23 protein-coding genes are annotated in these 22,992 nt (G+C 64.8%); 18 read left to right on the top strand and 5 right to left on the bottom strand.

Annotated features, from left to right (window positions below):
• Positions 1-98 precede the first annotated feature (98 nt).
• The 4 genes from M4J39_RS07830 to hisG all read left to right on the top strand — a co-directional run bounded on the left by M4J39_RS07830 (position 99) and on the right by hisG (position 4,287).
• Positions 99-515, top strand: a complete 417-nt coding sequence (locus M4J39_RS07830) for a DoxX family protein (protein WP_251727254.1) — start codon at positions 99-101, stop codon at positions 513-515.
• A 156-nt stretch (positions 516-671) separates the two neighbouring features.
• Entirely contained in the window at positions 672-2,165 is a 1,494-nt protein-coding gene (gene hisS / locus M4J39_RS07835) for a histidine--tRNA ligase (protein WP_251727255.1), read from the top strand.
• Complete coding sequence (locus tag M4J39_RS07840; protein WP_251727256.1) at positions 2,162-3,298, top strand: ATP phosphoribosyltransferase regulatory subunit; 1,137 nt, start codon at positions 2,162-2,164, stop codon at positions 3,296-3,298. The genes hisS and M4J39_RS07840 overlap by 4 nt, the downstream gene beginning before the upstream one ends.
• On the top strand, positions 3,295-4,287 hold the full coding sequence (gene hisG, locus M4J39_RS07845; RefSeq protein ID WP_251727257.1) for an ATP phosphoribosyltransferase: 993 nt from the start codon (positions 3,295-3,297) through the stop codon (positions 4,285-4,287). Before M4J39_RS07840 ends, hisG begins: the two co-directional genes overlap by 4 nt.
• Before the next feature lie 41 nt (positions 4,288-4,328).
• Here hisG and M4J39_RS07850 read toward each other — a convergent pair whose 3' ends face one another.
• Both M4J39_RS07850 and M4J39_RS07855 read right to left on the bottom strand, forming a co-directional pair.
• Positions 4,329-4,949 (bottom strand): DNA-3-methyladenine glycosylase I, encoded by a 621-nt coding sequence (locus tag M4J39_RS07850; RefSeq protein WP_251727258.1) that lies wholly within the window; start codon positions 4,947-4,949, stop codon positions 4,329-4,331.
• A 123-nt stretch (positions 4,950-5,072) separates the two neighbouring features.
• Entirely contained in the window at positions 5,073-5,777 is a 705-nt protein-coding gene (locus M4J39_RS07855) for a protein phosphatase CheZ (protein WP_251727259.1), read from the bottom strand.
• A gap of 313 nt (positions 5,778-6,090) precedes the next feature.
• Here M4J39_RS07855 and M4J39_RS07860 point away from each other — a divergent pair, with 313 nt between their 5' ends.
• Positions 6,091-6,798 carry a L,D-transpeptidase gene (locus tag M4J39_RS07860; protein ID WP_251727260.1) on the top strand — a complete coding sequence of 236 codons (708 nt, stop codon included), beginning with the start codon at positions 6,091-6,093 and terminating at the stop codon, positions 6,796-6,798.
• A gap of 157 nt (positions 6,799-6,955) precedes the next feature.
• The gene (locus M4J39_RS07865) at positions 6,956-7,627 is read left to right on the top strand and encodes a L,D-transpeptidase (RefSeq protein ID WP_251727261.1); all 672 of its coding nucleotides are present in this window, start codon (positions 6,956-6,958) and stop codon (positions 7,625-7,627) included.
• Between the two features lie 9 nt (positions 7,628-7,636).
• Here the strand turns inward: M4J39_RS07865 and M4J39_RS07870 are convergent, their stop codons facing one another.
• Complete coding sequence (locus tag M4J39_RS07870; RefSeq protein WP_251727262.1) at positions 7,637-7,969, bottom strand: lysozyme inhibitor LprI family protein; 333 nt, start codon at positions 7,967-7,969, stop codon at positions 7,637-7,639.
• Positions 7,970-8,285: 316 nt separating this feature from the next.
• Between M4J39_RS07870 and M4J39_RS07875 the strand changes: the two genes are divergently transcribed.
• Genes M4J39_RS07875 through M4J39_RS07890 form a run of 4 tightly spaced genes read left to right on the top strand, consistent with a single transcriptional unit; the run spans position 8,286 to position 11,763 of the window.
• Entirely contained in the window at positions 8,286-9,053 is a 768-nt protein-coding gene (locus tag M4J39_RS07875) for a (Fe-S)-binding protein (RefSeq protein ID WP_251727263.1), read from the top strand.
• Positions 9,050-10,474, top strand: a complete 1,425-nt coding sequence (locus M4J39_RS07880; RefSeq protein WP_251727264.1) for a LutB/LldF family L-lactate oxidation iron-sulfur protein — start codon at positions 9,050-9,052, stop codon at positions 10,472-10,474. The genes M4J39_RS07875 and M4J39_RS07880 overlap by 4 nt, the downstream gene beginning before the upstream one ends.
• A complete protein-coding gene (locus M4J39_RS07885) occupies positions 10,471-11,145 on the top strand; it encodes a lactate utilization protein C (protein WP_371875419.1) in 675 nt (224 codons plus the stop codon). The genes M4J39_RS07880 and M4J39_RS07885 overlap by 4 nt, the downstream gene beginning before the upstream one ends.
• Positions 11,146-11,148: 3 nt before the next feature.
• Positions 11,149-11,763, top strand: a complete 615-nt coding sequence (locus tag M4J39_RS07890) for a LysE family translocator (protein ID WP_251727265.1) — start codon at positions 11,149-11,151, stop codon at positions 11,761-11,763.
• 18 nt (positions 11,764-11,781) lie between these two features.
• On the opposite strand, the gene M4J39_RS07895 is transcribed toward M4J39_RS07890, so the two are convergent.
• Positions 11,782-12,675: a LysR substrate-binding domain-containing protein gene (locus M4J39_RS07895; protein WP_251727266.1), complete on the bottom strand. Its 894-nt coding sequence runs from the start codon at positions 12,673-12,675 to the stop codon at positions 11,782-11,784.
• Between the two features lie 271 nt (positions 12,676-12,946).
• Here M4J39_RS07895 and M4J39_RS07900 point away from each other — a divergent pair, with 271 nt between their 5' ends.
• From M4J39_RS07900 to xseA, 6 genes are all read left to right on the top strand, one after another.
• Positions 12,947-13,270, top strand: a complete 324-nt coding sequence (locus M4J39_RS07900) for a DUF1127 domain-containing protein (RefSeq protein WP_251727267.1) — start codon at positions 12,947-12,949, stop codon at positions 13,268-13,270.
• A 182-nt stretch (positions 13,271-13,452) separates the two neighbouring features.
• The gene (locus M4J39_RS07905; protein ID WP_251727268.1) at positions 13,453-13,791 is read left to right on the top strand and encodes a DUF1127 domain-containing protein; all 339 of its coding nucleotides are present in this window, start codon (positions 13,453-13,455) and stop codon (positions 13,789-13,791) included.
• On the top strand, positions 13,788-14,027 hold the full coding sequence (locus tag M4J39_RS07910) for a glutathione S-transferase (protein ID WP_251727269.1): 240 nt from the start codon (positions 13,788-13,790) through the stop codon (positions 14,025-14,027). Before M4J39_RS07905 ends, M4J39_RS07910 begins: the two co-directional genes overlap by 4 nt.
• A 160-nt stretch (positions 14,028-14,187) precedes the next feature.
• Positions 14,188-14,931 carry a 16S rRNA (uracil(1498)-N(3))-methyltransferase gene (locus M4J39_RS07915; RefSeq protein ID WP_251727270.1) on the top strand — a complete coding sequence of 248 codons (744 nt, stop codon included), beginning with the start codon at positions 14,188-14,190 and terminating at the stop codon, positions 14,929-14,931.
• 122 nt (positions 14,932-15,053) lie between these two features.
• Positions 15,054-16,442 carry a glutamate--cysteine ligase gene (locus M4J39_RS07920; protein ID WP_251727271.1) on the top strand — a complete coding sequence of 463 codons (1,389 nt, stop codon included), beginning with the start codon at positions 15,054-15,056 and terminating at the stop codon, positions 16,440-16,442.
• 112 nt (positions 16,443-16,554) lie between these two features.
• The gene (xseA, locus tag M4J39_RS07925) at positions 16,555-17,991 is read left to right on the top strand and encodes an exodeoxyribonuclease VII large subunit (protein WP_251727272.1); all 1,437 of its coding nucleotides are present in this window, start codon (positions 16,555-16,557) and stop codon (positions 17,989-17,991) included.
• Positions 17,992-18,000: 9 nt separating this feature from the next.
• On the opposite strand, the gene M4J39_RS07930 is transcribed toward xseA, so the two are convergent.
• Positions 18,001-19,629 carry a diguanylate cyclase gene (locus M4J39_RS07930; protein WP_251727273.1) on the bottom strand — a complete coding sequence of 543 codons (1,629 nt, stop codon included), beginning with the start codon at positions 19,627-19,629 and terminating at the stop codon, positions 18,001-18,003.
• Positions 19,630-19,840: 211 nt separating this feature from the next.
• On the opposite strand from M4J39_RS07930, the gene M4J39_RS07935 reads away from it, so the two are divergent.
• Complete coding sequence (locus tag M4J39_RS07935) at positions 19,841-22,009, top strand: malate synthase G (protein ID WP_251727274.1); 2,169 nt, start codon at positions 19,841-19,843, stop codon at positions 22,007-22,009.
• 125 nt (positions 22,010-22,134) lie between these two features.
• On the top strand, positions 22,135-22,965 hold the full coding sequence (locus M4J39_RS07940; RefSeq protein ID WP_251727275.1) for a universal stress protein: 831 nt from the start codon (positions 22,135-22,137) through the stop codon (positions 22,963-22,965).
• The last annotated feature ends 27 nt before the right edge of the window (positions 22,966-22,992 follow it).

Consider the following 22,992-nt stretch of genomic DNA (forward strand, 5'->3'; position numbering starts at 1 on the left):
TCGCTTTTTTCATGGCTATGCCTGAAGCGTATGCGTAGCTATACGGACGACAACGGCGTCTGGCGATGCCGCTCTCTCTCGAACGCGGAGTTTCCGACATGGACAGCATCAAGGCCCCGGCTCTGCTCGCCGGACGTATTCTTCTTTCAATCATCTTCATCACCTCCGGCTGGGGCAAGATCACCGGCTATGCAGGAACCGCCGGCTACATGGAAGCCATGGGCGTGCCGTCCCTCCTGCTGCCGCTGGTCATCCTGACCGAGCTCGGCGGCGGTCTTGCCGTTCTCGTCGGCTTCCAGACGCGGATCGCCGCCTTCCTGCTGGCCGGCTTCTGTGTCGTCTCCGGCTATCTCTTCCACTACAAGGCGATTTCCGGCGCCGCAGGTCAGGAAATGATGGACATGATGAACTGGCTGGCCTTCATGAAGAACGTCACCATCGCCGGTGGCTTCCTCACGCTGCTGGGCGCCGGCGCCGGTGCGCTCTCGGTCGACGCCAAGCTCGGCAAGGCCTGACCTACAACACAGCCCGAAGGGCGGGCGACGGAGGCCGAACGGCCGGTTCGCCTTGCCCTTTCGCCGCTTATCGATTACTTGGAAACCCGCGCGCCCCGCTCGCGGGTTTTCGCTCGTTTTGGCCTGTTACGGCCGCTATTTCAGGGCACAGGACTGATGTCGGATTATCTCAAGGCGCGCCTGCCGCGCGGTCTCGTCGATCGTACCCCCGCCGAACTCAAGGCGACCGAGGCCATGATCGAGACCATCCGACATACCTACGAAATCTACGGCTTCGAGCCGGTGGAGACGCCGCTCATCGAATATACCGACGCGCTCGGCAAGTTCCTGCCCGATCAGGACCGACCGAACGAGGGCGTGTTCTCCTTCCAGGACGACGACGAGCAGTGGCTATCGCTGCGCTACGACCTCACCGCGCCGCTCGCCCGCTTCTATGCCGAAAACCACGAGAAGTTGCCGAAGCCCTATCGCAGCTATCGCAACGGCTGGGTGTTCCGCAACGAGAAGCCCGGCCCGGGCCGCTTCCGCCAGTTCATGCAGTTCGACGCCGATACGGTCGGCGCGCCATCGGTCGCCGCCGACGCCGAGATCTGCATGATGATGGCCGACACGATGGAGGCCCTTGGCCTCAAGGGAAAGTTCGTCGTCCGCGTCAACAACCGCAAGGTGCTTGATGGCGTGATGGAGGTCATCGGTCTTGCCGGCGACGACAAGGCGGGTACGCGTCTCACCGTGCTCCGCGCCATCGACAAGCTCGACAAGATCGGCCCGTCCGGCGTGCGCGACCTTCTGGGCGCCGGCCGATGGGAGAACCCCGAGGAGAAGTCCGGCGACTTCACCAAGGGGGCCGGCCTTCCGCCCGAAGCCGCCGATGTCGTTCTGGCCTTTGTGGCCAGCGGCGCCGACAGTGCGTCGGATACCGTCGCCAATCTCGGCAGACTTGTTGCCGGCAGCACGCGCGGCAGCGAGGGCGTCGAGGAGCTGAAGCTGATCGCCAGCCTCGTCGACGCCGCCGGCTATGCAGAGAAAGTCAAGATCGACCCGTCGGTGGTACGCGGCCTAGAGTATTACACCGGTCCGGTGTTCGAGGCGGAGCTGACCTTCGAGGTGACGGGCGACGACGGTCGACCCGTGCGCTTCGGCTCCGTTGGCGGCGGCGGCCGCTACGACGGGTTGGTCGGACGCTTCCTGAAGGAACCGGTACCGGCCACCGGCTTCTCGATCGGCGTCTCGCGCCTGATGGCGGCGCTCCGGACGCTCGGCAAGATGGGTGTCGACAAAGTGAGCGGTCCGGTGTGCGTTCTCGTCATGGACAAGACCACCGAGGCGCTCGCCGGCTACCAGAAGATGGTGGCGGAGTTGCGCGCCGCCGGCGTCGCCGCCGAGATGTATCTCGGCGCGTCCGGCATGAAGGCGCAGATGAAGTACGCGGATCGGCGCAACGCCCCCTGCGTGATCATCGAAGGGTCCAACGAGCGCGAGGCCGGCATCGTCCAGATCAAGGACCTCGCCCTTGGCAAGGAATTGTCGGCCGGCATCACCGACAATGCCGAGTGGCGTGCGGCTCGTCCTGCCCAGAAGGAGGTCGCTCGCACCGATCTCGTGGCCGAAGTGAAGGCGATCGTCGAGGCGTCGGGGGGCGCGGCATGACCGACGCCATTCAGATCGCACTCGACAGCTTCAAGGCAGCCGGCTTCACCGCCGTCGACGTGCCGGTCCTCCTGCCGATGGAGGACTTCGTTCGCATCTCCGGCGAGGAGTTCCGTCGCCGCATCTTCGTGACGTCGTCGAACAACGGTCACGACTGGTGCCTGCGCCCCGAGTTCACCATTCCCGTGGTACGCACCATGTTGGCCGCCGAACCGACCGGCGGTCGCTTCTGCTACTCCGGCCGCGTCTTTCGGAACGGCCGCCCCGGTGAGGCCGACGAGGTGTGGCAGGTGGGCGGCGAGATCCTGGGCGATCACGACCCGGTCGCCACCGACGCCGCCGCCCTCGCCCATGCCGTCGCGATTACCGCGGCTTGCGGCGCCCCCCGCCAGCGCATCATTGTCGGCGACGTGGCGCTGTTCTCGGCGCTGCTCGCCGCGCTCGACATTCCGCCGGCCTGGCGGGCTCGCCTGACCACCCTGTTCGGCGAGCCGGACAAGATTGCCGACACGCTTGCGCGTCTTGAGCAGCGCCGCTTCGGCTTCCCGAGCTTTGCCGCCCATGCCGAAATCATCGAGGCCCTGTCCGCATTCCCGGCCGAGAAGGTCGGCCAGCTCTTTGCCGACATCCTGTCGATTGCCGGCGTGAAGACGGTTGGTGGGCGCACCACCGGCGAGATCGCCGAGCGCGTCCTCGAGCAGGCGATGCTGGCAGCTTCCGATGGCGTGCCGGCCGAGACCATCGCCGCGATCGCCGACTTCATGTCGATGCAGGATGAGAACGGCGGCGATCTCACCATTGCCGACGGCGTGCTCCGCCTGGAAGAGCTGTCGAGCCGCATCGGCGACCGCGCGCCGTTCAGGGCCGCCGTCGATCGCTTCAAGGCGCGCGTCGCGGCCATCGCCGCCCTCGGGGTCGATCTCACGACGCTGCACTACGCCGCCGGTTTCGGTCGACGCCTCGGCTATTACGATGGTTTCGTGTTCGACATTCACGATGCGACCCAAGTCGAGGTGGGACAGGTCAGCGGCGGTGGCCGCTACGATGGCCTTGTCCGTCACTTCAAGGCCGCCGAGCCGGTCAAGGCGGTCGGCTTCGCCGTCTGGCCCGAGCGCTTCCGGAGGGCGTCATGACCGAACCGTTGATCGTCGCCGTGCCGTCCAAGGGGCGGCTGCAGGAGCAGACGCTTGCCTTCTTCGAGCGCGCCGGACTACCTATCCGACAGGCGCGCGGCGCCCGTGACTATTTCGGCACCATCAATGGGCTGAAGGGCGTCGAGGTGCAGTTCCGCTCGGCCTCCGAGATCGCCCGCGAGATCGGCGCCGGCAACGTGCACTTGGCCGTGACCGGCATCGATCTGTTGCACGAAACGCTCGGCGGTGACGACGGCGCCCGCGTGGTAGCCGAGGAAGCGCCCTTTCCCGCCCACATCGTCACGCGCCTCGGCTTCGGCCGCGCCGATGTCGTCGTGGCCGTCCCGCAAGCCTGGCTCGACGTGCAGACCATGGCCGACCTTGCCGACGTCGCCGCCCGGTTCCGCCTCAAGCACTATCGGCCCATGCGCGTCGCCACCAAATACGTCGCCTTGACGCGCCGCTTTCTGACCGCCCACGGCGTGCACGATTACCTGATCGTCGAGAGCCCGGGCGCCACTGAGGGAGCGCCGGCGGCCGGTACGGCCGAACTGATCGTCGACATCACCTCGACCGGCCAGACGCTGGTCGAGAACGGCCTCAAGATCGTCGACGATGGCGTCATCATGCGTTCCGAGGCCGCGCTTGCGGCTTCGCTTTCCGCCCGCTGGACGGATGCGGCCCGCGCCGCCTGCAGGGGGATGCTCACCCGCATCGCCGCCGACGACCGGGCGCGGTCCGTACGGCGCATCGACGCCGTCATACAGCCCTCTTCGATGCTGCCCGAGGAACTCAGGGCGCGAACCGACCTGACGCTGCTGTCGATGCACGACGAAGGACTCAGCCTTCTGGCGCCGAAGGCTCACGCCCAGGCGGAGGCCGAGGCGCTGATCGCCCGTGGCGCCACGACGGCGGTCGTTTCGTCGGTGGAGTATGTCTTCGAAGCGAAGAACGCGCTCTACGACAAGCTGGAAGCGCGATTGGACTGATCGGCGTCCGGTGCGAGGCCTTGTCTCGCACCTCCGGTCTCCTACTTGGGCCGGACAAAGGCGGCCCGCTCTTTCTCGACGACATCGCGGACGTCACAGCCGTCAAGGTGGTCATTGACCAGCCCCATGGCCTGCATGAAGGCGTACACGGTGGTCGGTCCGACGAAGCTCCAGCCGCGCTTGCGAAGTTCCTTCGAAAGGGCCGTCGACTCCGCCGTCTTCGGCTGGATGTCCTGCATGGTAAAGACGGCTGGCCGGCTCGACGGATCCGGCTCGAAGCGCCAGATGAAGGCGGCCAGCGAACCCGCCTCGGCCTGCAGGTCGAGAGCGCGCCTGGCGTTGTTGATCGTCGAGACGATCTTGCCGTGGTGACGCACGATGCCGGCATCGCCGACCAGTCTTTCAACATCGGCATCGGTGAAGGCGGCGACCGTCGGAATGTCGAAGCCGGCAAAGGCCGCGCGGAAGTTCTCGCGCTTGCGAAGGATGGTTATCCAGGCAAGGCCGGACTGAAAGCCCTCAAGGCAAAGCTTTTCGAAAAGACGAGTGTCGTCGGCAACCGGCCTGCCCCATTCCTCGTCGTGGTAGCGCCGATATAGCGGGTCGGTTCCCGCCCAGAAGCAGCGACTGATACCGTCTTCGCCCGTGATGATGCCGTCCATGCCCGCCGCCCCTCGTTCGGTGTTGGTCGGCCGAAACCTAGCGGCGACGATTGCCACCAACTGGCAGCAGCAAAACGGCGGCCGTTGCCGGTCGCCGCGAAATGGTCGTCTTGAAGCGTGTGGTCAGGCAAACAGCGCGTCGATGTCGTCCTGTGTCGCGCGCTCGGCGGTCGGCAGGGCCGGACCGTTGAGCAGAGCGGCATCGCCGACGCGGCGCAGAGACTCGTCGGCTTCGATCGAGTTGAAGGCCTCCATGCCGCCCCAGATCTCCATCATGCGATTGACGCGGTCTTCGATGAAGCGAAGGACGTTGACCACCTTGGTGATGCGCTGCCCGGTCAGGTCCTGGAAGTTGCAAGCCTCGTAAATGGCCAGCACGCGTTCCTGGATATCGGCCGCCATCGCCTGCTTGTCGCCCTTGAGGTGCGCAACCAGGTTGTTGGCATCGTCGTCGATCTTTTCCACCGCCGCCAGAATGCTCTCGGTGGCGTGCTCAGTGCCCTTCACCACGGCGTCGAGCTCGTCGGTGACGCGGCTCATATCCTCGCCCTTGAAGCCGGAAACGTGAAGGCTGGCGATTTCCTGCTTGGTGCGGGAAATGGCTTCCTGGATCGTCTCCATTTCGCTTTTCAGCTTGTAGGCCTCGGTGAACTGCTTCTGGTAATCGGCGATGATATCCTTGCTGATCTCCTGATGCGGCTTGACCAGTTTCTTGATCTCGTTGAGCTCATGAAGGATCGTGTCAGCACGAAAGTCGTTTGTCGGCTCGGACGCCGCGCCGCCGCCAAGCATAGCTTCAATACGATAAGCCTTGCGAGCCAACGCCATATTCCACTCCTCGCATCGCAATCAGAAAGGCCGCCAATCGGGCGCCATCGCCGAGTGATCGAATTTTAGGGTCAGGCGGTTAACAACGTGTATTCCGGAAACATCGCCCGATAAAATTTCCGGCGGAGTTTCAGATAGTTGGGAACGGCGTCGATACATTTCCTTAACCATGACGACAAATCGATCGACTTGAATGGAAATGGGTTGCATCTCATTCACCATTCCTAGAGCGCGCGCCCCTAGCCTCATCCCCAGCGCATGGCCAGCAGAACCGTCGGCTGCGCCGGATATCCATCAATCGAGGGTTCCACCGATGAGAGCTGCCGCCTTGTTCCTTGCCGGGGTTGCCGCCGTCGTGGTCGCGACGGGTACCGCCGCCGCCCAGGCAGGTCGCTATCTCGCGCCACCGCCGGTCGTCCTGTCCCCCAATCTTACCGACCCCTGGGTGATGCAACTCCAGCCGGGCAATGTGCCGATCTACGCCGCACCTCAGGCGCGCAGCCCGCGCACTTGGTCGACGCCAACGGGCGCGGAGACGAAGACGGCGCGCAAGATGGATCCGCGCAGCTTGCCGCTTGCGCCCGAACTGCTGCCGCAAGAGGTGACTTATGACGGGCCCGGCGTCCCCGGATCCATCGTCATCGACACCGTCAATCGTTTTCTGTACCTCGTCGAAGACGGCGGCACGGCGCGCCGCTATGGCGTCGGGGTCGGCCGGCCGGGATTCACCTGGGCGGGCGAGCACCGGATTACGCGCAAGGCCGAATGGCCCGACTGGCACCCACCGGTCGAGATGCGCCGGCGGCAGCCCGGGCTGCCCGTGATGATGCCGGGCGGGCCGAAGAATCCCCTCGGCGCCCGCGCCATGTATCTCGGCTCGACTCTCTACCGCATCCATGGCACGGCCGAACCGTGGACCATCGGCCAAGCCGTTTCCTCGGGCTGCATCCGAATGCGCAACGAAGACGTCACCGATCTCTACGAGCGGGTGAAGGTTGGAACCCGTGTGATCGTGTTGTAGTCGCCTCACCTCCGGCCTTTTTCGCCCAAGGCCAGGTCACGCGTACCCTTTTGGATGGCGGCGGTCTCGACAACCGAGATCGCCGCCATCTAGTTTCCAGAAACGTCGTGATTCGCGTTTGTTGCGCCGCCAGGCATCCCTTCCTTCAGGTTTTTCAATGATGAAACTGTCCGCCGTTCCGGCGCGTCCACTGATGTTGGCGCTTGCAGCCGGGCTTGTCCTTTCCGCTTGCGTTTCCTCCAAGCCGGTAGAGCCGCCAAAGCCGCCCGTCATCGAGGCCCCCGTCAAGCCGCTGTCGTATCTGCCCGACGACACGGCCGAAGACGCGCGCGACCTCGATCTCGTCGGCGATCAGTTGCCTCCCGAGCCGTTCCGCCGGGCGGAGATCGACTTTCCAACAGAAGAACCGCCGGGAACGGTGATCATCGACACCTCGGAAAAGCATCTCTACCTCGTGGAAGAGGGGGGCAAGGCGCTTCGCTACGGCGTCGGCGTGGGGCGTCAGGGCTTTTCCTGGAAGGGCACCGTGGAGATCGGCAGCCGGCAGAAGTGGCCCCGCTGGTTCCCGCCCAAGGAGATGATTGCCCGCGAGGCAGCTCGCGGCCATAACATTCCCGACATGATGGAAGGCCAGCTCGGCAACCCACTCGGCGCGCGCGCCCTTTATCTCTACGACGGCCCCAAGGATACGCTGTTCCGCATCCACGGGACGTTCGAGCCGAAGAGCATCGGCACCAACGCCTCCTCGGGCTGCATCCGCATGGCCAACGCCGACGTGATGGATCTCTACGAGCGCGTCAAGGTCGGAACGCGCGTGGTGGTCCGCTGAGGCAATCCCTCAGAACTGGGCGATCCGCTTGGTGTAGGCTTCGAGCACGCAACCTCGCGGGTCGCCGGTACGGGCGCATTTGAGCATTTGGGCCCGCCATGCGCGCTGAGAGGCCCGAAGCTCGGGGACCTGGTCGGCGCTGGCGCGGGAAAGCACGCGCGCAAAGTCTCGGGCAAGGCGCAGGTCGAGATCCGCGAGCGCATCGTCGCCGCAGATCATCTTTTCGACTTCCGACCTGGCGCCGTCGCAATCGAAGCTGGGTTGCGCCGCCTTGGCCGGCAGTGCCAGCATCGCCATCAGGACGATGGCAATGATGCCCGAACCTGTCGCCAACCCGCTCATGCCTTCTCCTTTCCGTGCACAACTTCGTCGGATGGAACCAGCAAGCCACCCTGAAAGCACCACGTCTGTTGCGCAAGACTAGCGCATGATCGCGCCGTCCGTCCATGACCGCCTTATGGGGAAGGCGAGCGGATACTGACGCGGAGAGAACCGCCAAAAGGTGACGTTTGTTGGGGTGAAAGCGGGCTTTTGCTGGCCATTTTCGGTTTTCGTCCGGTCAATCGAAGAGGGTGGGCGACAATCGCCGCTCCCCGATTGCGAAGTTCGATCGTTGCGCGTATCACCTTGGCCGCGAAATAAATGAAACGGGAACATCATGACGACGCCGAAACCGCGGGTCGCGCTCTTCGTGACCTGCCTCGTGGACTTCTTCCGCCCGACAGTCGGCTTTTCGGCCGTCAAGCTGCTCGAGGACGCCGGTTGCGACGTATCCGTGCCGGCCGGTCAGACCTGTTGCGGCCAGCCCGCCTACAACTCGGGCGACCGAGCCGGCGCGCGGGCTCTCGCCGAACAGGTGATCGCGCTGTTCGAAGGCTTCGATCATGTGGTGATTCCTTCCGGGTCCTGTGCCGGCATGGTCAAGACGCACTATCCCGACCTGTTCTCCGGCGAGCCCAACTGGCGGCTCCGCGCCGAGGCGCTTGCCGACAAGACCCACGAGCTCACTTCGTTCCTGGTCGACGTGCTCGGCGTCGCTCCATTGCCCGCCACCTGGGAAGGGACGGCGACCTACCACGATTCCTGCTCGGGCCTCAGAGAACTCGGCGTCAAGGATCAGCCGCGTCGGCTGCTGTCGGCCGTGGACGGGCTCGCGATCAAGGAGATGCGCGATCCGGAGGCCTGTTGCGGCTTCGGCGGCGCCTTCTGCGTCAAGTATGACGAGATCTCGAACGCGATCGTCGAACGCAAGGTCGCCGACGTCAGATCCACCGGCGCCGAGCTGTTGCTGGCGGGCGATCTCGGCTGCCTTCTCAACATCGCCGGCAAACTGAGGCGCGAGGGCTCCAGCGTCGAGGTCCGACACGTTGCCGAAGTCTTGGCCGGCATGGCCAACGGACCGGCCATTGGAGAGACGAGAAAATGAGCGGTGGTCTCACTTCCCTGTCCTTTCCAAAGAATGCCCACGCGGCGCTCGCCAATCCACCCCTTCTCAAGGCCATCGCCCATATCGAGGAAACTCTGGTTAGCGGCCGTCGGCGCGCCACCGAGGCATTGCCCGAGTTCGAGGCATTGCGCGATGCCGGACGCGACATCAAGGCGCATACGCTCGCTCATCTCGACCTCTATCTTGAGGCTTTCGAGCGCAAGGTGATGGAGGCCGGCGGTTTCGTTCACTGGGCGGCCGACGCCGCCGACGCCAACCGCATCATTCTCGACATCTGCCAGAAAGCCGGTGCCCGTCGTGTCACCAAGGGCAAGTCGATGATCACCGAAGAGGTCGGCCTCAACGCCTACCTTCAGGCGAACGGCATCGCACCCGTGGAGACCGACCTCGGCGAGTACATCATCCAGCTTCGTGGCGAGACGCCGAGCCACATCATTGCCCCGGCTGTGCACGTCAACAAGGAGCAGGTGGCGGCGGACTTTCGCCGGGTCCACACCGATCTCGACCCCAAGCGCAACCTCGAAGAACCAACCTCTTTGCTCGCCGAGGCAAGGGGTGTGCTGCGCGAGAGCTTCCTGTCGGCGGACGTCGGCATCACCGGGGCCAACTTCCTGGTTGCCGAGACCGGCTCGACGGTGATCGTCACCAACGAGGGCAACGGCGACCTGACGCAGATCCTGCCGAAGACTCACATCGTGCTCGCCTCCATCGAGAAGGTGGTTCCGACGCTCGAAGACGTCGCCACCATCATGCGGCTCCTGGCCCGTTCGGCCACCGGGCAGGAGATGAGCGTCTATACCACCTTCTCCACCGGCCCTCGTCGCCCCGGCGATCCGGACGGCCCCGAGGCCTTCCATGTGGTCCTGCTCGACAACGGTCGTTCGGCCATGCTGGGCAGCGAGTTCGAGGACATGCTGCGCTGCATCCGCTGCGGCGCCTGCATCAACCACTGCCCCGTTTACCGGTCGATCGGCGGTCACGCCTACGGGTCCGTTTATCCCGGCCCGATGGGATCGGTGCTCACGCCATCGCTGCAGGGCCTCGAGAAATCGGCCCATCTCGCCAACGCGTCGACACTGTGCGGCCGCTGCGAAAGCGTCTGTCCGATGCGAATCCCCTTACCGAAGATGTTGCGACACTGGCGGGAAAAGGAGTTCGAGCGGCATTTGACGCCCAAGAAAGCTCGCTTCGGCCTGGCTGCGTGGCGGTTCCTCGCCACTCGGCCGCGCCTCTATGGCCTCGCGACTCGTTTCGGCGCCTGGGGGCTGGCTCGACTTGCCGGTCGGGATGGCGCACTCCGCCAGGTCCCGCTCGCCGGGGGCTGGACGCGGTGGCGCGACCTGCCGGCGCCCGAGGGCGGCACCTTCCGCACCGAATGGGCCAAGCGGGGGAGGAAATGATGTCGAGCCGTGACGCCATTCTGGGGCGCATCCGCCGGTCGCTCGGTGTATCGGATTCCGACGCCACCCGTCCTGCCGCCGTCCGCCACCGGCTTGCAGAGACGCCGGTCAACGTCGTGCCGGCGCGCGGCCAACTGCCCGACGCCGAGCGGATCGACCTGTTCGTCCGCAAGGTCGGAGAAGTGTTCGCCACCGTCGTCCGTCTTGAAGGACGCGACGACATTCCCGCCGCCGTCGCCGCTTACTTGCGCGACCGCAACTTGCCGCAAGCGATCCGGCGCGGCGACGATCCGCGCCTTGCGGACTTGCCATGGGAACGAGAGGCACAGCTCGCGGTGGCGACTGGCCCAAGCGAGGGCCGCGATCTTGTCGGTCTCAGCCACGCCGATGCCGGCGTCGCAGAAACGGGCACGGTTGTCCTGACCTCCGGCCCGGACAACCCGACAACGCTCAACTTCCTGCCCGATCACCACATCGTGGTGGTCGATGCATCGACAGTGGCCGGCGACTATGAAACCGTCTGGGCAGATCTTCGTCGACGCTTCGGCGCCGGGTTGATGCCGCGCACCGTCAACCTCGTGACCGGTCCGTCGCGCTCGGCCGACATAGAGGAAACGCTGCTGCTTGGTGCCCATGGCCCGCGCAGCCTTCACATTCTGGTGGTGGGGTAACCGATGCCGATCCTGACGCTCGTCTTTTACACCGGCGCCCTTGCCGTCGCGGCGGCATCGCCAGGACCTGGCATGACGGCCGTCGTGGCGCGTGCGCTCGGCGGCGGCTTCAGGGCCGGCATGACCTTCATCCTCGGCATCGTCTTCGGCGATTTGTTCTATCTGACGCTCGCCATCTTCGGCCTCGCCTCTCTGGCACAGGAGTTCAACCTGGCCTTCCTGGTCATCCGCTACCTCGGCGCCGCGTACCTGCTCTATCTTGCCTACAAGCTCTGGACCTCGCGCGCCGATCCCGCCGAGGTGGCGGCGAGAGTGCGCTCCGAAAGCGCATGGCGCACGGTGCTGGGCGGCTTCACGCTGACGCTGGGCAACCCGAAGACCATCGTATTCTACATGGCGCTCCTGCCGTCGCTCATGCCGATCGAGAGCATCACCTTGACCGGATACTTCGAACTGATCGGCATCTCGATCATGACGCTGACGGCCGTCGGCGTGGTCTACGCGGCGGCGGCGGCCGGCGCGCGCGAGTTCTTCCGCAGCCCGAAAGCGATGCGTCACCTCAACCGCGCCGCCGGCACCATGATGGCCGGCGCCGCGGCGGCCGTCGTGGCAAGGTAGGCCGACGACATCGGCGGATTACTCCGCCGCGAGATTCAGCACCTGGTCGGCGGCGCCAAGGTTGCCGAGCGAGGTGACGATGTGCTTGGCAAGCGCCTCGTGAATGGGGCTCTTGGCGTGCTCGGCGCGCAAAAGGCCGATCTCCGCCGGCTCAAGCTCCGGGAACCCTTCGCGCAGGCCGAGGATTCGCATGTTGGCCTTGAGGGCGCTTTCCGGCAACACCGACACCGCAAGGCCGGCCAGCACGGCGCCCGAAAGAGCCAACGCCGCGCTTGAAATGTAGGCGACGCGGAAGCGCCGCCCCTCGCGGTCGAGAGCGCGGACGACATTGGCGCGCCAGCAGCAATCGTCTGGGCCAAGGGCCAGCGGCACGGGGTCGAGCTCGTGAACGCTGTGGTCGCGCGAGCCGACCCAGAACAACGGCTCTCGCCGGATCACCTCGCCCCGCATCGAACCATAGTAGCCGTGATTGATGATGCCGAGGTCGAGACGACCTTCCCGGATCATGTCGGAGACGGTCACCGAGCGCTGACACTCCACGGTGATTTCGATCAGCGGATTGATGCGCGAGAAACCGGCCAGCACCGGCGGCAGCAAACGATCGGCGTAATCGTCGGGAATTCCTAGGCGGACCGAACCGGTCAGACCAGGATCCTCGAAGGCGGCCAGCGTCTCGTCATTGAGGCGGATAAGCCGACGCGCGTATTCGAGAAGTCGCCGACCGTCCTCGGTCAGGCGGCTCTGACGGCCATCGCGTGCGAAGATCGGCTTGCCGACTCGATCTTCAAGACGGCGCATCTGCATGGAAACGGCCGACTGCGTCTTGTGAACGACATCAGCGGCTGCCGTGAACGAACCCACCTCAGCGATGGCGACAAAGGTCCTGAGTTGATCAAGATCGAGAACATTCATCTTCAACATTCCTGATGGATGGCCGGTCGGCAGCTTATCCCGGGACCGTCGTCGGTTTTCGGGTGGCTTCCCATCGCCCCGCGTGATCTCATGCAGTCAGACAGTTGATATCAAATTCCGTCATGGAAAGCATCAAAAACATGCGTTGGACTGATTGATAGCCACATGAGATAAATCCACTATCGAAACACCGTAGCGGTCTCCCCACATCAAACACGCAAGGCCGCATTGTTCTGCTCGCAGGGCAGTACAAATCCGCAGGAGCCAAGAGATGACCCTGATCCTCGATCATGCATCCTCGCGCCGCGCTTCCGCCTCTCGCCCCGTGCACGAGGCCCTTCGTCTCGCGGGCGCACTTTTTAGCCGTCTTGGCGCGCTGATTGCCGCGGAAATCGATCGTCGGCAAACCATGCAGCTCCTGGAGTTCGACGCGCGCGCGCTGAAGGACATGGGCATTTCCCATGCCGATGTCGAAGGCGCGCTGCTGACGCCGATCGACCGCAAGCCGAGCTACACGCTGGCTGCCCGCCGTGCGGAAGCTCGCCGGGCCGAACGGGAACAAGCTCTGGAAGCCGCCGCTGCGCTTCGTGATTAACACGTACGTGTTTCATAAGAGATCGACATAAGTTCGACACAAAACATTCATCGAGCTTATGAAATGGTAAACGAAATCTCAACGGGGCTTCCAGGTGAAGCCCCGTTGGCGCCTCAACCCAAACCCCAACCCCTGAACCAACGCAACGCCCAAACCATCCAAGCCCCTTGATGGAGCCGATCATGTCCACGACCCTCGCGTCCCGTACCCACGCCACCGCTTTCGTCACGACGTTCACCACGCTGGTGCGCGCCGCTGCCGAGCGTACCGCGTCCGTCGCGAAGATCATGGTCAATCGCTGGATGGCCAAACAACTCTGCGACTTCACCGATCACGAGCTGGCCGATATTGGCCTCAGCCGATCCGATTTGCGCGTAGCCCTCGACAGTCCGCTTCATACCGACCCGTCGCTCAGGCTCGCGGCCATCGCACGCGGCAATTCGGCGAACATGAGCAGCGTTGTCCTGCGTCGCGCGGAGAGCGTGGATTTCACGCCCTTGGTCAGGGGGAGGGAAGAATGATCGCACCCAGACTGGAAGACTGCGTCAACGATCTCTGCCCCATCACCCGCCGCCCCGTCAGCCCCAACGCCCTGACCTATTACAAGGGCAAGGTGGTCGGTTTTGCTGACCGTCAGGCGCGCGACACCTTCCTCGCCGCGATGCTGGCCTTCGAAACGGCCATTCAGCCGCCGCCGGAGGTTCGGTACTCGATGCCGCTCAAGAAGCAGCTCCAGAAGGAGATGGAAGCGGCCTGAGAAACTCTCCGTGCGCCCCCCACCCCGGTGCGCCCGTCGGGGTCCGGACCCGCCTCCCTTCCGGACCCTTTCCCATCCCGGCCCCCTGCCGGAACAACTGGCGGTGTCGCAAGGCGCCGCCTCTTTTTTTGTTCCTTCGGGACGTGTTATTGGCGTGTCCATGGCCCATTCCGATTTCCGTACGCCGCGCGTCTTTGTGTCAACGCCGCTTGACGGCGCGCCGGTGTCCTTCGACCGCGACCAGAGCAACTATCTTCTCAACGTGCTTCGGCTGAGAGAAGGCAACGACGTGCTGGTCTTCGACGGCGTGAACGGCGAATGGCGAGGGCGGGTCGGCCTTGCCGGCAGGAGATCGGCCGAACTGGTTGATCTCAGGCCGAGTCGCCCCCAGCCCCCCGCTCCGGATCTTCTCTATCTCTTCGCGCCGCTGAAACATGCCCGGCTCGATTACATGGTCCAGAAGGCGGTCGAAATGGGCGTCGGCCGGATCCGTCCCGTGCTGACGCAGCACACCCAGGCAAGCCGGGTGAACATCGATCGAATGCGGGCCAACGCGATCGAGGCGGCGGAACAATGCGGCGTGCTTCACGTGCCCGCCGTCGAGGACGAGGAGAAGCTTGATCGGGTTCTCGGCCACTTCGAACGCGACGAACCACTCCGCCGACTGATCTTCTGCGACGAAGGAGAGGAAACGACCAATCCGCTCGCCGCACTGGCGTCTCTGCCTCGTGGTCCACTCGCCGTGCTGATCGGGCCGGAGGGCGGTTTTTCGGAAGACGAGCGACGGACCCTCAGGGCACTGCCCTTCGTCACCACCATTCCCTTGGGCCCGCGCGTTCTGCGGGCCGACACGGCGGCCGTGGCAGCGCTCACGGTCATCCAGGCGACGCTTGGCGATTGGTAGGTCCAGCCCCTGACACGATCGTGACGGGGCAAGGCGTAAAACGTTTCTCACCGACCGCCGGCGACAATTGAACAAACCTCGCCGGGCGGCTAGGTTGCCGCCCAATCCGAGGGGACCTCTACATGGCGCGCGACACGTCCGACACTACGCCGATCACTTCGGTCGCCGATCTCGTCGAGAGGATCGCCGGCGGCTGCAAGCCCAGGGAACGCTGGCGGATTGGCACCGAGCACGAGAAAGTCGGCTTCCGCAAGTTCAGCCACGCGCCCGTGCCCTATGAGGGGGCCGGCGGCATCCGGCAGTTGCTTGAGGGCATGGAGGGGTTGCTCGGCTGGGAGCCGATATCCGACCGGGGCCGCCCGATCGGCCTGCTCGACCCTACCCATGGCGGCGCCATCAGCCTCGAACCGGGTGGCCAGTTCGAGCTCAGCGGCGCGCCCCTTTCCAACCTGCATCAGACGGCGACCGAACTGCAGGCGCACATGATGCAGGTGCTGGAAATCGCGACGCCCCTCAAAATCGGCTTCCTTGCCCTCGGCGCCAGCCCGGTATGGACGCTGCCCGAGACGCCGGTGATGCCGAAGTCGCGCTACGCCATCATGTCCGACTACATGCCGACGGTCGGCACGCGCGGCCTCGACATGATGTTCCGCACCGCCACCGTGCAAGTGAACCTCGACTTTGCCTCCGAGGCCGACATGCGCCGGAAGATGCAGATGTCGATCGCCCTGCAGCCGATTGCCACCGCGTTGTTCGCCAACTCGCCCTATCTCGACGGACGGGCCACCGGCCGCCTGTCGGAGCGCTCGGAGATCTGGCGCGACACCGACAACGCGCGAGCCGGCATGATTCCCTTCGTGTTCGAGGAAGGCTTCGGCTTCGAGCGCTACGTCGAGTGGGCGCTCGACGTGCCGATGTATTTCATCAAGCGTGGCGATACCTACCACCGCGCCACCGACATCACCTTCCGGCAATTCATGGCCGGCGGCTTCCGCAATCGACTGCCCGGCGTCGAACCGACCATCGGCGACTGGGACAATCACTTGGGCACGCTGTTCCCGGAAGTGCGCATGAAGCGCTATCTCGAAATGCGCGGCGCCGATTCGGGCTCCACCGACCACATCCTGGCGCTGCCGGCCTTCTGGGTCGGTCTTCTTTACGACCAAACCTCGCTCGATGCCGCCTGGGACCTCGTCAAGACCTGGAGCACCGAGGAACGTCAGCGCCTGCGCGACGATGTGCCGACGCTGGCGCTCAGGGCGGAAATCGGTGGACGGACGGTGCGCGACATAGGCCGCGAGGTGGTGGCGCTGTCGCGGGCCGGCCTTGCCCGACGCGCCCACCTCAACCGCTGCGGCCAGGACGAGACGCAGTATCTGAGGCCGCTCGACATCATCCTCGATCGGGGCAAGACGGAAGCCGAAGTGCTGCTCGAGAAGTTCGGCGACAATCTCGACGGCATCTTCTGCGCGCTCGACATGCAGCCGATGGGCGATCTCGGCTGTCTTTGACGACCTCCGGCGGTCGGCGCGTTTGACGCCTCTGCAGCCGACCATCATCATCGCCGGACGCCATCCCGAATCGCCGCATGCGACTCTGATCAAACTGACTGGACAACGATCGGTGACCGATCCCACTTCCAACGCCGCAGAATATACCGTTTCGGAGATCTCCTTTGCGCTCAAGCGGAGCATCGAGGACCAGTTCGGCTTCGTGCGCGTGCGCGGCGAGATTTCCGGCTATCGCGGACCACATTCCTCCGGGCACGCCTACTTCGCGCTGAAGGACGAAGGCGCGCGCATGGAGGCGGTGGTCTGGCGCGGCGTGATGGGCAAGCTGCGCTTCAAGCCGGAAGAAGGCATGGAGGTGATCGCCACCGGGCGCCTCACCACCTACCCCAACTCGTCCAAATACCAGATCGTCATCGACGCACTCGAACCGGCCGGCGCCGGGGCACTGATGGCGCTTCTGGAAGAGCGCAAGCGGAAGCTGGGCGCCGAGGGACTTTTCGACCCGGAACGCAAGCAGCTTCTGCCTTACCTGCCGCGCGTCATAGGCGTCGTCACCTCGCCGACCGGTGCCGTCATCCGCGACATCCTGCATCGCCTCGCCGACCGCTTTCCGGTGCATGTGCTGGTCTGGCCGGTAAAGGTGCAAGGCGAGAGCTGCGGCCCCGAGGTGGCAGCCGGCATCACCGGCTTCAACGCGCTGCCGGACGGCGGCGCCATTCCCCGACCGGATGTCATCATCGTGGCGCGCGGCGGCGGCAGTCTCGAAGACCTCTGGGGTTTCAACGACGAAGTCGTGGTCCGCGCTGCCGCGGCCAGCGATATTCCGCTGGTCTCCGCCGTCGGTCACGAGACCGACTGGACCCTGATCGACCTCGTCGCCGACGTTCGCGCTCCGACCCCAACCGGCGCGGCCGAAATGGTGGTGCCGGTGCGACGCGAGCTTCTGGACCGCGTCGACGATCTCGGCCGCCGCCTTACCGGCGCCAGTTTGCGAGCGATCGACCTCAGACGGACACGGCTCATCGCCGCCGCGCGCGCCCTGCCGCGCGCCTCCGACATCCTCGCCCTGCCCCGCCAGCGCTTCGACACCGCTGCCAATGCCCTGCCCAAGGCGCTTACGGCCAACACCACCCTGCACGCCCGGCGGTTCGAGCGCGTCACAGCACGCCTCACGCCGGCAAGCCTTCTCCGAACCCAGGCGCAACTTGCCGAACGCCTGTCCGTTCTGTCGGCGCGTGGCGGTCGTGCCATCGGCGAACTGATCGCCCGACGACGGGGGCGCCTCGACCAGGTGACCTCGGTGTTCGACGCGGTCAATCACATGGCAACGCTGAGGCGTGGCTATGCGCTGGTGCGCGACGACGAAGGAAAGCCTGTGTTCCGCGCCAGCGGCCTCTTGTCCGGCACCCCGATCGAGATCGAGTTCTCAGACGGTCGGGTACGCGGTCGCATAGGCGACGAACCGCCGCCTCCCGTTACGGAAGCGAAGCCGACGCAGCGTCGGCAGAAGGCGAAACCCGGCCCGGAAGATCAGGGCAACCTTTTCTGACGGGCACGCTCAAACGGATCGCAGCCGCCCCTCAGTCGTGTCGCCGGGCAACCGGGCAACGACGACGCGGTTGCGGCCCGCGCGCTTGGCGGCATAGACGGCCTTGTCGGCCTGCTGCAACATCTGTTCGAAGGACGCAGCGGTGTCGGGATAGGCCGAGATTCCAGCCGAGAAGGATATCTCGGCCACTCCCAGGCTGGTTTTCACCGGTTGAGAGCGGATCACAGCCCGCCATGCCTCGGCGCGGGCGCGCGCTTCCTCGATGTCGGCGTGGGGCATCAGGACCAGGAACTCCTCGCCCCCCATGCGCACGGCCACTTCCCCCGGACGAAGCGAGCGGGTGAGGACTCCCGCCATCGCCACCAGGGCGTCATCGCCCGCCTTGTGACCAAAGGTGTCGTTGAGCCGTTTGAAATGGTCGAGATCGAGAGAAACGGCGACAAGCGACCGCCCGACGGCGTCGGCGTTGTCGATCAGCCGATCGGAGATGCTTTCGAGGATGCGCCGGTTGTTGAGACCGGTGAGGCTGTCGCGATGCGCCATTTCGTGCAGCTGTTCCTGAAGACGCAGGTTGGCTTCGAGCCGCTCTTCCATCAGCCGCGTCGAGACATGAAGGCTCTCCTGGGCGCGGAGATAGGCCGTGACGTCGCGTAGCACGTAGGCGACGCTTTCGGAGTGGCGAACCCCTCCGACGACGACGGTCCGCACCTCGTAGATACGATCGCCCCGCTGCCAGCGCCGAACCAGTTCACCGCCGTCGAACAGGCTGGCCCGATCCGCCGGACCGAAGTTGGTACCGAGACTTGAGAAGGGTTGGCCTATGGACAGGTTGCCATCGAAAATCGAGCGCATCGCGGCGTTGGCTTCGGCGATCAGACCATTTCCCGACACCACCAGGATACCGTCGGGATGGGCAGCCACCACGGCGCTGAGTGCGACGGGCGCCAGCGACAGGAACTGATTGCGGCTGACCAAGAAGCTGTAGATCACCGGAACCACGACATAGGCGAGCGGTGTCGGGTCGAAGCCAAGCACCCTTATCCCGGCGAGGTTGTACGCTGCGTTGGCCGCCCAGGGCACCATGGCCGATATGAGGAGACCGGCGAACTGGGCGCGATGCACCGGTGGCGCATGGATGGCAGCCCAAAGGGTTCGGACTGTCGTCAGCGCCATGAAGAAGTAGATGGCGATCATCGCCGCGAAGAAGACCGAGCCATGTTCGTAATGCAGCTGGTGCGGATAGGCGGGCGTGGGATCGGGCGTCACGGCCACGTAGATGAGGTGATGCAGCTCATTGGTCGTGGCGATGGCCAGCATCGCGAGACCGGCAGCGATCGAGAGCCCGGTATAGAACGAGGCATTGGGCAGATCGCCCCCTCGAACATAGGCGCTCATGAACAGCATCCACGAGATCGGCGTGGTGACGATGCCGTACCAGGCGAGCTCGGAATAGAACAGCTTGAGTTCCGGCGCATCGGAGCTGACGTCGAGAATCGCGCAGATCGCCCACCAGCAACCCGACGCCATCAGCATGAGATAGTCGGTGCGTCCCGGAAAACTGCCTATGCGCAGCGTATGCCAGGTGGTCGCAGCCGTGCCGACTACGACAAGTGCCAAAATGACGGCGGCGGGCTGCACGTGAATGGCTCCGCAGAAATCGATTACAAAAAATGATTCGGGGGCATATATCCTGCAGGGCCTTTCGATTTGGTTTCAATTTTATGCGTTTGCCACCCGCGACCTTGGGCAACACCAAGTTCGGGACTGGACAGAGCCGAGCGCAGCGGCTTTTGTGAGGCACCATATCATGAGGGGTTTTCCGGAGCCCACAGGAAATCAGGATGCCGACATGACCGCCTATCGCACGCTGAACGGCTACAAGATCGCAACGGAGCTTGCCGACTTCATCGAGGGGGAGGCGCTGCCCGGCACTGGCCTCGAAGCCGATCGCTTCTGGGCCTCTCTCGCCGAGATCATCGACCGATTCGGCCCCGAGAATCGTCGCCTCCTCGACCGGCGGGATAGGTTGCAACACCAGATCGACGATTGGCACGAGGCCCATCCCGGCACCGTGGATCCCGTTGCCTACTCTGCCTTCCTCGCCGAGATCGGCTACATCGTTCCCGAGCCGGCGCCCTTCTCCATCGAGACAAGCGACGTCGATCCCGAGATCGCCGAGGTTGCCGGACCGCAGCTCGTCGTTCCGGTAATGAACGCCCGCTATGCCCTCAACGCCGCCAACGCCCGCTGGGGCAGCCTCTATGACGCTCTCTACGGAACCGATGCCCTCGGCACGCCGCCGCCGAAGGGAGGCTTCGACGCCGAGCGGGCAAAGGCGGTGGTGGCGCGGGCCAAGGCGGTGCTCGACGGAGCGGCGCCCCTCGCCTCGCGCAGCCATGCCGATGTCGTCGCCTATGTCATCAGCGACGGCCAGATCAAGGTGCGCTTCGCCGATGGCAACGAAGAAGAGTTCGTCGATCCCGAGGCTTTCGTCGGCTATCGCGGCGATCCAGAGGAGCCGGCCGGCATCATCCTGAAGCGAAACGGCCTTCATATCGACATTCATTTCGATCGCGGGCAACCGACCGGCGCGAGCGATCCGGCCGGAATCGCCGACATACTCGTCGAGAGCGCGCTCACGACCATCATGGACTGCGAGGATTCCGTCGCCGCGGTCGATGCCGAAGACAAGGTTGCCGTTTACCGCAACTGGCTCGGGCTGATGCGGGGCGATCTCGAGGCGAGCTTCGACAAGGGTGGCGTCGTCACGACCCGCCGGCTCGCTGCCGATCGAAGCTACATCCGGCGCGACGAGTCCGACGGCGCCCTCAAAGGGCAAAGCCTGATGCTGGTGCGCAACGTCGGCTCGCTGCTGACGACCGACGCGGTGCTGGACGCCGATGGCAACGAAACGGCCGAATGCCTTCTCGACGCGCTGGTCACGTCCGCCATCGCCCTTCATGACGTCGGCCCGAACGGCCGGCATGCCAACAGCCGCACCGGCGCCGTCTACATCGTCAAGCCGAAGATGCATGGCCCCGAGGAAGTCGCCTTCGCCGATCGCCTGTTCGCAGCGGTCGAGAGCGCGCTGGGGCTCAAGCCGCTGACGCTCAAGATGGGCATCATGGACGAGGAACGCCGCACCTCGGTCAATCTCCGCGCCTCGATCGCCGCGGCGAAGTCGCGCGTGTTCTTCATCAACACGGGCTTTCTCGACCGAACCGGCGACGAGATCCACACCTCCATGCTGGCCGGCCCGATGGTGCGCAAGGGCGACATGAAGTCGGCGGACTGGATCGCCGCCTACGAAGCCGGCAACGTCGACGCCGGTCTTGCCCTCGGATTTGCCGGTCGCGCCCAGATCGGCAAGGGCATGTGGGCGGCACCGGATCGGATGGCCGCCATGCTCGCCGAGAAGGTCGGCCATCCGCGTGCCGGCGCTTCAACGGCCTGGGTGCCGTCGCCGACGGCGGCCACCTTGCATGCCCTGCACTATCTCGACGTCGATGTCGCCGCCCGTCAGGCCGAGCTGGCAAAGCGCGAGCGGGCCTCCCGTGACGCGCTTCTGACGCTGCCGATCGCGCCGGATCGTCCCTGGAGCGCCGCCGAGATCAACGAGGAGCTCGACAACAACGCCCAAGGCCTTCTCGGCTACGTTGTTCGCTGGATCGACCAGGGCGTCGGCTGCTCCAAGGTGCCTGATATCCACGACGTCGGCCTGATGGAAGATCGGGCGACGCTCCGCATTTCCAGTCAGCACATTGCCAACTGGCTGAAGCACGGCGTCGTCAGTCGCGAACAAGTGATGGAAACGCTCGAACGGATGGCGGCGGTCGTCGACCGGCAGAATGCCGGAGATCCAGCCTATCGGCCTATCGGCAACGATTTCGCCGGGTCGCTGGCTTTCCAGGCCGCGGTTGAACTCATCATGACTGGCGACCGTCAGCCGAACGGCTACACGGAACCCGTGCTCACCGCATTCCGGCGTAGGCGAAAGGTGGAGATCGCCATGAGGTGAATTGATCGGCGCCCAGACCTATCTAAGGATTATGGTGCCAGACGGATTTTTGGTCTCGTACAAGGCCTTGCCGCCTGCACCGGGTCAACGGGACCCTGTCTTGAAGTCGCTGAGGAGGCGCTGCCATGACCGTCAGGGACATCTTCACCATCATCGACATCTACAATGAAAAGATGAACGCCTCCACGGCGGCGCTTGAACTCGCTTCGCGACGAAAGGCCCATGTCACGGGTCTGGCCTTGGCGCTCGAGCCGATCGCGCCCGGCTTCCTTGCCTCGCCGGTTCCGGCGGAATATCTCGTCGAAGCGATCACCAATGCGGAGAACTCGGCCAAGGAGGCCGCAGCCGCCTTTGCCGCCGAGGCGACGAAGTATGGCGTCGACGCCGAAGCGCGGACCGCCACGGTCTATTCGGGCGGAACGCCGGCAATCGTACGACAGGCGCAGCTATCCGACCTGATCATCATCGGCCAGGACGATCCTGAGCATGGCGAGCCGATGCGCGCGGCCATCATCGAGACCCTCCTGTTCGAGTCCGGCGTACCCGTTCTGATCGTCCCGTCGAACTGGAACAAGCCGATTACCTCGGAGAAGGTGATGATCGCCTGGGATGGCTCGTCGACGGCGGCCCGCGCCGTCCACGCCGCCCTGCCGGCACTGAGGGTGGCCACGTCGATCGAGGTGGTGATGGTGGCCGGCTCCAAGAACTGGTCCGGCGAGCCGGGCGCCGACGTCGCCGCCTATCTGGCCCGACACGACCACAAGGTCACGGTCACGACGCTGCCGCGCTCGGCATCGGAAGTGTCGGCGGTGCTCAATAACCATGCTGCCGAGAGCGGGGCAACCATGCTGGTCATGGGCGGCTACGGGCATAACCGCTTCCGCCAGTTCGTGCTCGGCGGCGTTACCCGCGACATGCTCGAGAAAATGACCATTCCTACGCTTATGACCCACTGATCGCCCATATCGGAGCGCGTCCGGCGG

It is taken from the genome of Pleomorphomonas sp. NRK KF1, assembly GCF_023721755.1.
Classification (GTDB): Bacteria; Pseudomonadota; Alphaproteobacteria; order Rhizobiales; family Pleomorphomonadaceae; genus Pleomorphomonas.

Excerpts from the sequence above, each read along its gene's own strand:
- M4J39_RS07855 (WP_251727259.1), bottom strand. The coding sequence starts at position 5,777 with ATGGCGTTGGCTCGCAAGGCTTATCGTATTGAAGCTATGCTTGGCGGC.
- M4J39_RS07920 (WP_251727271.1), top strand. The coding sequence starts at position 15,054 with ATGGCGCGCGACACGTCCGACACTACGCCGATCACTTCGGTCGCCGAT.
- M4J39_RS07875 (WP_251727263.1), top strand. The coding sequence starts at position 8,286 with ATGACGACGCCGAAACCGCGGGTCGCGCTCTTCGTGACCTGCCTCGTG.
- M4J39_RS07910 (WP_251727269.1), top strand. The coding sequence starts at position 13,788 with ATGATCGCACCCAGACTGGAAGACTGCGTCAACGATCTCTGCCCCATC.
- M4J39_RS07870 (WP_251727262.1), bottom strand. The coding sequence starts at position 7,969 with ATGAGCGGGTTGGCGACAGGTTCGGGCATCATTGCCATCGTCCTGATG.
- M4J39_RS07885 (WP_371875419.1), top strand. The coding sequence starts at position 10,471 with ATGATGTCGAGCCGTGACGCCATTCTGGGGCGCATCCGCCGGTCGCTC.
- hisG (WP_251727257.1), top strand. The coding sequence starts at position 3,295 with ATGACCGAACCGTTGATCGTCGCCGTGCCGTCCAAGGGGCGGCTGCAG.
- M4J39_RS07850 (WP_251727258.1), bottom strand. The coding sequence starts at position 4,949 with ATGGACGGCATCATCACGGGCGAAGACGGTATCAGTCGCTGCTTCTGG.
- M4J39_RS07935 (WP_251727274.1), top strand. The coding sequence starts at position 19,841 with ATGACCGCCTATCGCACGCTGAACGGCTACAAGATCGCAACGGAGCTT.
- hisS (WP_251727255.1), top strand. The coding sequence starts at position 672 with ATGTCGGATTATCTCAAGGCGCGCCTGCCGCGCGGTCTCGTCGATCGT.
- M4J39_RS07905 (WP_251727268.1), top strand. The coding sequence starts at position 13,453 with ATGTCCACGACCCTCGCGTCCCGTACCCACGCCACCGCTTTCGTCACG.
- M4J39_RS07890 (WP_251727265.1), top strand. The coding sequence starts at position 11,149 with ATGCCGATCCTGACGCTCGTCTTTTACACCGGCGCCCTTGCCGTCGCG.
- M4J39_RS07900 (WP_251727267.1), top strand. The coding sequence starts at position 12,947 with ATGACCCTGATCCTCGATCATGCATCCTCGCGCCGCGCTTCCGCCTCT.
- M4J39_RS07840 (WP_251727256.1), top strand. The coding sequence starts at position 2,162 with ATGACCGACGCCATTCAGATCGCACTCGACAGCTTCAAGGCAGCCGGC.
- M4J39_RS07940 (WP_251727275.1), top strand. The coding sequence starts at position 22,135 with ATGACCGTCAGGGACATCTTCACCATCATCGACATCTACAATGAAAAG.
- M4J39_RS07915 (WP_251727270.1), top strand. The coding sequence starts at position 14,188 with ATGGCCCATTCCGATTTCCGTACGCCGCGCGTCTTTGTGTCAACGCCG.
- M4J39_RS07865 (WP_251727261.1), top strand. The coding sequence starts at position 6,956 with ATGATGAAACTGTCCGCCGTTCCGGCGCGTCCACTGATGTTGGCGCTT.
- M4J39_RS07895 (WP_251727266.1), bottom strand. The coding sequence starts at position 12,675 with ATGAATGTTCTCGATCTTGATCAACTCAGGACCTTTGTCGCCATCGCT.
- M4J39_RS07860 (WP_251727260.1), top strand. The coding sequence starts at position 6,091 with ATGAGAGCTGCCGCCTTGTTCCTTGCCGGGGTTGCCGCCGTCGTGGTC.
- M4J39_RS07880 (WP_251727264.1), top strand. The coding sequence starts at position 9,050 with ATGAGCGGTGGTCTCACTTCCCTGTCCTTTCCAAAGAATGCCCACGCG.
- M4J39_RS07830 (WP_251727254.1), top strand. The coding sequence starts at position 99 with ATGGACAGCATCAAGGCCCCGGCTCTGCTCGCCGGACGTATTCTTCTT.